Annotated in this window: 7 protein-coding genes and 1 pseudogene; 2 read left to right on the forward strand and 6 right to left on the reverse strand. The window is 49.7% G+C overall.

Annotated elements, in window-relative coordinates; genetic code table 11:
* Nucleotides 1-68: 68 nt before the first annotated feature.
* The 3 genes from V3W49_RS22015 to V3W49_RS22025 all read right to left on the reverse strand — a co-directional run bounded on the left by V3W49_RS22015 (nt 69) and on the right by V3W49_RS22025 (nt 6,264).
* The gene (locus V3W49_RS22015; protein ID WP_500148102.1) at nt 69-617 is read right to left on the reverse strand and encodes a helix-turn-helix domain-containing protein; all 549 of its coding nucleotides are present in this window, start codon (nt 615-617) and stop codon (nt 69-71) included.
* A 110-nt stretch (nt 618-727) separates the two neighbouring features.
* Nucleotides 728-5,089 (reverse strand): autotransporter outer membrane beta-barrel domain-containing protein, encoded by a 4,362-nt coding sequence (locus V3W49_RS22020; protein ID WP_500148103.1) that lies wholly within the window; start codon nt 5,087-5,089, stop codon nt 728-730.
* A gap of 551 nt (nt 5,090-5,640) precedes the next feature.
* Nucleotides 5,641-6,264 (reverse strand): tyrosine-type DNA invertase, encoded by a 624-nt coding sequence (locus tag V3W49_RS22025; RefSeq protein WP_500148109.1) that lies wholly within the window; start codon nt 6,262-6,264, stop codon nt 5,641-5,643.
* A gap of 315 nt (nt 6,265-6,579) precedes the next feature.
* On the opposite strand from V3W49_RS22025, the pseudogene V3W49_RS22030 reads away from it, so the two are divergent.
* Nucleotides 6,580-6,939, forward strand: a pseudogene (locus tag V3W49_RS22030) (STM2901 family protein); the annotation flags it as partial.
* Complete coding sequence (locus tag V3W49_RS22035) at nt 6,939-7,256, forward strand: DUF1493 family protein (protein WP_500148104.1); 318 nt, start codon at nt 6,939-6,941, stop codon at nt 7,254-7,256. The pseudogene V3W49_RS22030 and the gene V3W49_RS22035, both read left to right, overlap by 1 nt.
* A gap of 488 nt (nt 7,257-7,744) precedes the next feature.
* On the opposite strand, the gene V3W49_RS22040 is transcribed toward V3W49_RS22035, so the two are convergent.
* From V3W49_RS22040 to V3W49_RS22050, 3 genes are all read right to left on the reverse strand, one after another.
* Nucleotides 7,745-8,491 (reverse strand): SAM-dependent methyltransferase, encoded by a 747-nt coding sequence (locus V3W49_RS22040; RefSeq protein ID WP_500148105.1) that lies wholly within the window; start codon nt 8,489-8,491, stop codon nt 7,745-7,747.
* 123 nt (nt 8,492-8,614) lie between these two features.
* Nucleotides 8,615-8,872, reverse strand: a complete 258-nt coding sequence (locus tag V3W49_RS22045; protein WP_500148107.1) for a YjhX family toxin — start codon at nt 8,870-8,872, stop codon at nt 8,615-8,617.
* 789 nt (nt 8,873-9,661) lie between these two features.
* On the reverse strand, nt 9,662-10,276 hold a 615-nt coding region (locus V3W49_RS22050; RefSeq protein WP_500148108.1), incomplete at its 5' end, for an IS3 family transposase.

Here is a 10,276-nt window from a genome sequence, read left to right on the forward strand (position 1 = left end):
ACCACGGGAATATATACGCAGGAAGTTATCGCAATCATAAGAGAGCAAAAACGTCTGGATATATAGGGTCAAATCCAATCAGAATAGTGGCGCTGGCATTCCAGAATCGATTTCAGTACAGCCATCATCCGCCATAACTCAGTATTCCGCCGTATCCCCAACTTACTCATTGCCCGGCATTTATACATGCTGACGTATTTGGGATGGATTCCGAGATGCTCTGCACACATTCGGCTCGATCGTCCATCAGATAACAGGTGTAACACCTGTATTTCTTTTGCACTCAGGGAGGTAGTTGGCTGCCAGAAAGGCAGCGGAGGATCACCAGACAGGGCACGTTGGATATGTCGGGCCATTCCTTTCCAGGACATCCGCATATGAAAAAAACTTCCCGGGTGAATGGCATTATAGAAAAGTTTCTCTTGTGCCGATACCAACGGTTTCTCCGCAATGTATAAATACATCGCATCCTCATATTTACCAGGCAGTGGCATATTTGTTTTTACTGGTCTGCTGATGTCAATAAAAATGATCGGATGATATAATTTTTCATGCCACTCCCGAATGATCTGTTCAATTCCGAGTCTCAGGAAACAATTCTCAGTAATTATTCTCATTATATTACTCTGTAAGGAAATAATGTGCAGTTCTTTCCAGCACCCTGTTTCAGGAATGTTCTGCCAGACATAAGAAAGAGGACGGGGTCGTTTATGACCCCGCCTTTACATCAGAAGTTATATTTTATACCCAGCATCGCCGTGCTGTTGCTGTATCCTTTATCACCCACCTGGACGCCAACATTCCCCCACATGTTCAAACGACTATTCAACTGACCTTCCACACCCACTTTCACTTCCCCCAGATTGCGGGCACCGGCCTGACGGATCGTGATACCATCCATAGTGGCCCCAAAATTGCGGGTATTGTGTATCCAGTTTGCTTCAACGAAGGGCTCAAAGGTACGCTCCCTGTCTTCATCTGCCTGATGACGACCCTTCAGGAAAGTTCGTACTCCCAGGCGGGTCATGACATTGCCATCTCCCTCGCCCTTCACGCGTGTACCGTTCTCCTCACGGTGTTCATCCGACTTCACGCCCATCCAGATAGCCTGAGCCTGAGGCTGGATAAACCAGTCGGTGTGGGTTCCCTGGCTGCCAGTATAGCTGCCTGCCTTCCAGGTGTACCCGGTTTCCAGTGAGGCTGTCAGTCCTTTCGATTTATAGGACTCTGAGGCCTGACCTTCTCCGTTGACGTGATTGTCAAACCAGCTGTACTGCATCCAGGTGTCGACATACAGACCGGTTTTTTCGGCATCGTTGGCAAACCAGGTACCGTACATTCCCGCGCTGTAGCCATCAACGCTACCGTGCGAGCCGTAACCGGTGTGGGAGGATGAAGTGTTGCTTTTACTGTTGCCGTAGCCGACCATTAATCCCAGGTGCCCACGGGCCAGCCCATCGTCGGACCACTGTGCGATGTCCCCACCCAGTTGAGCTACATAACCATTACTCTGTGTGGAGAGCTGGCCGCTACGATCGTGCCATCGGTTATGGTTGCCCACCTGACGTAGCCACAGGCTGGTGACGCGTTTCTCTCCGGTCAGTGCATCCACATACTGGGTTTCACCCAGACGATCATGCAGGGTGGTGACGAACATTGTGTTAGCCGCAGCAAGGTTTGCTGTGTAGCTGGCCCCCTCAGGACGGACGCTGGGGGCAGGTTCAGGGGTCGGGTCCGGGGTCGGGTCCGGGTCAGGGGTCGGATCCGGAGTTGTGCCGTTATTGGTCAGATACCAGTTCCCGCTATTATCCCCCTGACCACGTACCAGCGAGTAATCATAGGCTCCAGCTACGATACGACCTTCCTGTATAAAGGTACCGTCCGAGGCACCCGCCACATTGATAAGCTCTATACCGTTTAACGCCTCATCACCCGTGCCACCGGCATTGGTAACGCTGACGCCGGTATTGCCGCTCGTGCTGCCAGTCACCACCATTTTATCGGTCAAAGAGTCATCTGCACCGAGTACAGTATTGAAGCGCAGGTGACCATTGTCACCCGTGTAATCACCGTTTACCGTTAGCGTGGTGCCAGCAATGGCATTACCAGCGCTATCGCTGTGTCCGAGCACCACCGTACCACTGTTGGACAGGCTCCCGACCTGATATGACGTCAGCGTACTGTCCTGCTGTCCAAGATACAGTGTACCCTGGTTACTGATATTGCCGGTTCCCAGTGCCTGGTTGGCCAGCATACGTACCGTGCCATCTGTTGCGATGGTCGTCTGTGCCGTCATATCAGGGTTATCGCTGCTGATGTCCAGCTCTCCGCTAGCGACGCTCAGCGAGCCGTTACCGGTCAGATTGCCAGCGACGGTACCGTTATTTACCGTCAGACTGCCGCCCTGGAAATCCAGCATGCTGCCTGTTTCGGTATTCAGGTTTTGCAGCGTCTGGGCATAGCCGTTCATAGCCAGCCGGGTACCGTCTGCCAGGTTCAGCAATCGGGTATTACCCAGGACATTGTTATTCCCCATCTTAAGGGTACCGGCCGTTACCCATGTTGCCCCAGTATAGTCATTGTCGCTGTCTGACAGGGAGACATCGGTATCGGTAGCAATCCGCAGATCGCCACTGCCGGTAACTCTGGCGCTGAGGTCGGCGGCATTGTTGGTATTGCCCTCCGCGTTCAGGGTCAGGGCATTATCGCCCTGAGCCAGCAGCGTCACTTCCGTCAGGCCATAGTTGATATAGAGACCGTCTTGATTGTCTCCGCTGGTCAGACGGTAGTCATAGGTTCCGTCAGCAACGATTTCGCCATTCTGGGTTATGTGGTTCATTACAGCTGCAGAAACGGTATCTCCGTTCTGATCTATTAACCCTAGGTTTCCTGCCGACCCTGTGACGGTTCCCTGGCTTCCGGCTACTTGTACCATCGCTCCCTGCTCATCCTGCTGGAGCAGGGGAAGCGTGGTATCCGGATGTACGGGGGCGTTTTCAAACGCCGTGCCGTCAGTTATCTGTACCTGGCCGCTTCCGGTCAAATCAAGATTGTCCGTTGTTTCAACGAAGCGATCGCTGACAGAAGTGCCGGGAGAGACGTCACCGAATACCAGTGTGCCGCCATTAAACCCCAGGCCGCCAATATTCTGCGTTCCGTTACCGACGGTTGTTATGTTGCCGCCTTCAATGTGAACCGTCGCATTTGTCAGCGCTGAAGTATTATCTCCCTCTAACGCGAAGGTATTATTATCCAGGAAAACATTGCCTGCGAACTCACTACCGACGCCGGAGGTAAAGTTAAAGACACCGTTCTGGTTGTCGGCAAGAAAATCGCCAGTTCCTGTCAGTTTATTATTAAAGTCGTAATCTCCGCTCGTTCCTGCAATAAACTGCCCGCCAGACGCAATATCGATGCTACCGGAGCCAAATCCTCTGGATGATGATGTGGCACTGGTATTCTCTGACGCCTTACCCGATACATACCAGTTTCCAGTATACCCGCTGTTATCACCCACAATTTGGGCATCGCCGGTAACATTTGTTGCGCCACTACCACTCAGTGTATTTGAAAAACCAGAACCATCCGTATAGGCGATATCAAGTCCCTGCGTACTGTCAGATGCGTTAGTATTTATCATAACGCTGCCGCTTCCCAGTGCATTATGATCTGCGATGGACAACAATCCGCCACTGATGAGCGTCCCCTCAGAATATTCAGAAGCAGAAGCCAGAGTGGTATGGCCTGACTGTTGTTCAACGCTTCCATTCCCGTTAACGGGAACATCGAAAACGTATCCATCTGTACCAGGTTGCGTTGGCTGATTATTATTAAATATGACCTTATTATTTCCCTCTCCGTTCATCATGATCTCACCGGCGTTGATATCTGCCGGCGCACCATATTTTGAATCCCCGATATACAGGTTTATTGCCCCACCGCTAACGCTTTGCAGGTTGATATTATCGGTAGCTGTTATTTTTGCACCGTGTCCAAAGATAACAGTCGTGGTGTTTCCGGAGGCCGTAGAGGAGATGTTAAAGTTACCTCCTGTGGTGACGCCCGCGCCTCCGGCATTAATAATTTGCAGCCCCGTATTTCCGGCGTTGTTACCAAGAATATTGACATCACCGGCCACATTAACAACAGCGGAGTAGATACCTGCATCTGTGCTTACGCTATTAATATCAGGAGACAGCGTAACGTTATTCGTGAGCGTTAAGTCACCGCCGACTGTTATTCCCCGGGTATCGCTTTCATTACTGACCAGAAAGGAGCCATTCGACGTATCGAGATATAAATCTTTTCCGACTGTTAGCTGTGAATCACCGGCCAGCAAGAAAGATCCGGTACTGCCGTTTACCACCTTCATGCTACCTGTGACGGTGATATCAGCCCCTGGTTCTGACTCACCAGGCCGATCTACCCAGATGTCATTATTATCGGCAGTCAGGGTTATATTCGATGCGTTCAGCTCAGTTGCCTTTGTTGCAGAGCCAAACATCCAGAGATGCATATCCGTCGCACCGGAGGAAGTCTTAATATCCCCGACGGTTAAAACGCCACCGGAGCTGGGTGACTGTTCAGACGTCAGACCGCCGAGTTGCGCTCCTCCAATTTGCAGCATGCTGTTTTTCCCCATCAACAGCCCACCTGTCGCGTTAAGGTCACCTCCATTAATCCATAATGAAGTATTCGCATCCACGGGCGGGGCCATATTCAGGGCGGTGCCATCCGCTGCCGGGGCTACCTGAACATCACTTCCCACCTCTACTGTTGCCGTCGCCTGCCACTGTAAGCCATCACTGACAGACGTTGGGGATGTATAATTCGTATAGTTATTAATGGGTTGCGCCCCAGCTTCTCCCGCACCGAATAACAGAGCCGGAATAATGAAGCTGTGGCTAATAATAAACTGGCGGGATATTTTTGACAGTAACAAGCAAGTAGGCTTTTTCTGATGAGAATATGGTTCTCTGATATTGGCTGCTCCTGAAGGATCCCAGGCAATACGATATAGCCTGTTCATACTTACTAACACAGCCAACAACGCTGGCCGAATTCTTCTGCCAGGAAGATGATGCATCATACGGAACTCTCTTTGTTACGTTCCCATATCGGGATACAGATAGCCTGTAAAATCCATAAAAGATCTGACGAACAATAAGTTCTATCCCGAACTCTTTTAAGGTCAACCACAGGATGAGAATAATTACCATCTCTCCTGACAGAGAGATGGGATCTTACTTTTTGTACCAGAATGTCAAATTTCCAGAGGCGATTGCTTATGATTAACCAATTGAAATTTAAATAAAAAACAGATGAAGAGCAGAGAGGGTATTGAACAGCCTAGACTATAAGCCGCCTATTTGTGAATAGTTGCATTTAATATGTATATTTTATATGTTTTCTTAGAAAATAAGTAGTTAGCTATTTTATTTCTTGTCAGGCTATTTCTTGACAGGTTCTGGGGGGAATCCTAGGATTATGTCAGTTTGGTACAAACTGACATATTTACACCTTCACTATCATTCAGATTCATCATACAAAACATCAGAAAAACTGCACATTCCCTCAATCTCGACCTTAGTTAGGATAAATCCGATAAATATCCGGCAACATCCAGGTTTATTGTGTGGCTCACAAACCCAATGTCGACGACAAGACGGGTTGCATACTATTTTTCTGTTCTGTATTACGCCCACCCAACTGTTCTTCCCAGACGTTGATAAACCGCTGTGAATTCGCAGCCGTGTAGATCACCGTATGCTGGATATTTTTATGGCCCAGATAATCCTGGATCAGGCGGGTATCCGCTCCCCGATCCGCCAGCGCATAACCACAGGCATGGCGGAGAGTATGTGGATGAGGGACAATTGAAATACCAGCGTTTTTCCCGTATTGGGTGAACATATAGTGAACCTGTTGGCGGGTAAGTGGCCCTCCTTTACGAGAAGGGAACAGCCATTCACTGTCACTATGGGACCACGTTTTTCGCTCTTCCAGCCATGCTATCAGGCAGGGTAACTCAGCCGATATCAGGGGATGGATCGTGGAGAAACCATTCTTGCTGCGCTGGATATAAATTGTTCGGCCTTTCAGATCTAGCTGCTGTAGCTGTAGCCGGCACAATTCTGATACCCGGAGTCCATGAATAAAACACATGGTGATCATACAAACATTTCGTTTTGCATTGAGCCCTTGTCCTGCAGCCTGCACTAGTTGTCCAACTTCACCCTGGGTCAGATATTTTCTCATGGTTATTGATCTCCTGTATTGCAATATAAAGAGAGGTAGTACAATACTACAAATCAACGAGTTATGATCTTATCTAGTATGTATTACAAGGGCAGTTTGAATATGGTCCTAAACCAATCCATTACAGGTTGAGGCGGCTAAGTAATGCGCTAAACGTACAATAAGTTCCGATACCTAAATTTCCCCCTAATCGTTTGCTATACCAGGACTACGGGGATGCGGAGTGGATTTACTTCATCGGCACCGGCTACCTGATACGGCTGAATGCCTGGCAGTCCAACTATAGGGCAGGATCGTCTACCGGGGCGGGGTCAGTCCATAGAGAGTCTTGCTAATCATACAGGATGGGAAATAGAAATAGCGGCAATGATTTTAGCGGGACAACCCATCTTACCTAAACGTGTGGTTCTGGGTTCAAAAGTGAAGCGAACAAGTATAGCTTCAACGTTGGCCCGAAAAATCCTTAAGGATGCTCGCCTTCCGGGAGGAATGAGGATGGAAACCACTGTATTAGGCCAGACTCGAGCCACAAATAAGTTAGGGGCGATAGTCGGGAGAGCTGTTCCTTATATTGGATATGCTCAGGCCGTTATTATATTTTCCCAGGCTGCCAGAGAGACAAGGCGTAAATACAACTTTATAGTCCGACCTAAAGATCGGATTATGTGGACATACTTCTAATGCTGCGACCTGATGAACAAGAGTTTTTAGATTATGTCACCGAAAAATATGGTGATCGAAGTAATCCATCACAAAAAGAATGGACGTTTGCGAAGCATTTTAATCTTATCCAGGAAGATCTGGAAGAAATGTTATTCGACCTGTTTACACGATACGGTATAGAGCATAGCAACTTTAATTTAGATAACTACTTTATGCCAGAGTTCTATTGGTGGCAGTTCAGATTAAAAAGGGAGTGGCATGATCGTAAGTTTAAAACGCTAACGCTAGGAATGATTATTGAATCAGCCAAAGCTGGAAAATGGCTTTATGATTGAGGGGCTAACGCCCCTTATCTTTCATTCCCTGATGTGTCGAACGTTTTCGAATACGGGCAGGACTGCGAGTGCGTGACGTAGGTAAACGAGTAGATAGAGTTAGTGGACTGTCGTGGGGTCGGTCCAGTGTTAAGCCAGCCCCGCAAAAAGATAATCAACGGGAGCCTTGATAGCAATAATTATCAGAAGAATGGCTGACTTTAATGGCACACTAAATTTGGCTACCTGAATAAAGGTGATATCTCCGTCTCATAGCCAAAAGGACGTAACCGGCGCAACTCTGGCCCCAGGCTTCGCTTTGATGTGTCCAGTTCCCCCCTCGATAAGCATTAAGCCTCTGCCATGGCAATGACCATCGGTAAATCCATGATGGATAAGTGGGGCCAGCAGTTGAAAGAAGAGCGAGAGGGGAATCATCCATAGCAGCAGGTTTTGTGTTTTGGCTGAATGGCGGTATAGCCCATTGGCGCTATACCGCCTGTTTTATGCTATCGCGCAATTAAAGCAAACACGCCCCAGCCAAAGTATTCCCGGGTGTAGGTAACATGGCGTTTGGGCGCCATCGTCAGCTCCGCCCGAACCTCTTTCCCAAAATCATCTTCAGGGTTTTCTTCCAGCCAGCGGCGCATGGTCATCCATTTGGCCGCTTCGTATCTGTCCCAGCCCTCCTGGTCCGCCAGTACCATTTCCACCACGTCATAACCCTGTTTATCGAAAGAAGCGATAAGGTCAGGCAGGGTGAGAAAATCGGCAATGGATGAGACACCGCATGCCCGGGCAATCTCTTCCGTTGCAGGAACCTGACGCCAGTAGGGTTCTCCGATAAGTATTATTCCGCCAGGACTGAGGCTCTTTGCCAGCAGCTCTATTGTCCCGGCAAAGCCGCCTGCAATCCATGTTGCCCCTACGCAGGCCGCGACGTCGCATTTTTCATCCGCGATATAACCGGCTGCATCGTTATGAATAAAATGTACCTGGTCGCTGACGCCGAGCTCCGTGGCACGCAGTGTTGCCTGTGTGGTGAAGAGTGGGCTCATATCGATGCCAGTACCGGTAATGCCATGATCGCGCGCCCAGGTACAGAGCATCTCGCCCGAGCCGCTGCCGAGATCCAGGATGCGGGTGCCTGGCTTCATGCGTAGCACGCGGCCCAGCGTGGCGTACTTTTCCGGTGTGAATGGGTTATGAATACGGTGTTCGCTTTCGCTAATTGTAAAAATACGTGGGATATCCATTATTAATTCCTTTTGTAAATAGTGCATTCAAGCGGGGCTGTTCCGGGGATTTTGCTTTCATCCGCTGGCAGCTGCGAGCGGCCGGAGGCAGAAACAAGGGGTCTGAGATCCATTAAGTGCTCCTTAACGGTTATCGGGCTGGGCGCGAACGTTGTTCAGCCCGCTGGTATTAATGCGATAGGGCTGGCCGTTGACGGACTTAATCAGCTTTTTGGTTTTGAGTTTTTTGAAGACGGCGAGGGTGCAGTCGGAGAGTAACAACCCTTCGCGGCTGTAGCATTCAACAGAGGTAACGCGGCCAGAGGTATCGCGAACGTACACAATACGTCCACCTTTAGCGAGCACGTGTAAGGTGCGTTGTTCCTGACGGGATAAATTCATACTGGAAAACCTGCTTCATCATCATGTGCAAAATGTGCAAACACACGGCGGTGTCCGCATTCGATTTCGGCGCATTGATAATCAGTCCGGCCTGAAAAGGTCGGGGGAACTGATTATCAGATGATGACATTCTCCAGCATCAAAGCCTCGGGTAGAGTTGAAAGGTATTTACGGGGTGAATAATAACACCTGATTTTTATAAGTGAATAGGTCTGGTTGAAAAGTGTGATCCCAAAGGGGGATCTTGGCGCCAGCGTGAAGGTAAAACCAGCGAGTTGCTCCAATGGAAACGGCAAACGCGTTCAGAGCAGGAATATTCAGTGTGGCAGACAGGGGGCTTGTTGGCAGCTTATGGGAAAAGAGCATGAAACGAAACGTACCGGTTAGAGCATAGCAATGCCCGGCTGCTCCATACTCTAACCATCGCGCCATATCAGATTGCTGCTCAACCGCGTCAATAGCCCATGTATTGGGACGGTGCACCAGATAAAACGCAGTTAAGTGGAGTAATTTGCGACGATCGCGCTGGTGATAAAGCTCCCTCTGGATACGGCCCCCCGGGTACAGGTCACGGGGGAGAGTGCTACTCAGATGAGACTACTGGCTGGTATCTTCAGTGAGCCGGTCAATGCGATGGGATGGCAAAACGCCATGATGAAATTGGATAGCACTTCTATTGTATTGGCTTAACGCTTTGTCCCTGAGAGGTCCTTTCCGGCATTTTGCATAGCCGCAGGGCCATTGCTACCAGGTGGATTTGACCCTATATATCCAGACGTTTTTGCTCTCTTATGATTGCGATAACTTCCTGCGTATATATTCCCGTGGTGAGCGATATCCCAGTGCACTATGCGGATGATGTTCGTTGTAATGACTGAATGCCACCGCCAGATTCATCACCGCAGCCTGGCTGTCCGGTTTCGGCATGATGCTGATGTAGTCCCGTTTTATCGTCTTCACGAAGCTTTCTGCTATGCCGTTACTTTCCGGGCTTCGCACTGCTGTCGTGCAAGGCTCCAGTCCCAGCAACCGGGCGAACGCCCGCGTTTCATGAGCCCTGTAGGCTGAACCGTTATCCGTCAGCCACTCCAGCGACTCTGTTGGCAACTGCCTTCCGAAGCGTTTTTCCACCGCACCCAACATGACATCCTGCACCGTTTCTTTGTCATAGCCTCCGGTACTCGCTGCCCAGCTAATGATCTCCCTGTCACAACAGTCCTGCGCGAAGGTCACCCGCAGCTTTTCGCCATTATCACAGCGGAACTCAAAGCCATCTGAGCACCAGCGCCGGTTACTTTCAGCTACTGCTACACGCCCCTTATGGGCCCGCTTACGGCAGGGATCAGCGGGTTTACGTTCAAGAAGCAGATTATGTGTCCTCATAATGCGATACACCCGCTTCGC

Source organism: Rosenbergiella sp. YN46 (assembly GCF_036620675.1).
In the GTDB taxonomy this organism is placed as follows: Bacteria; Pseudomonadota; Gammaproteobacteria; order Enterobacterales; family Enterobacteriaceae; genus Jejubacter.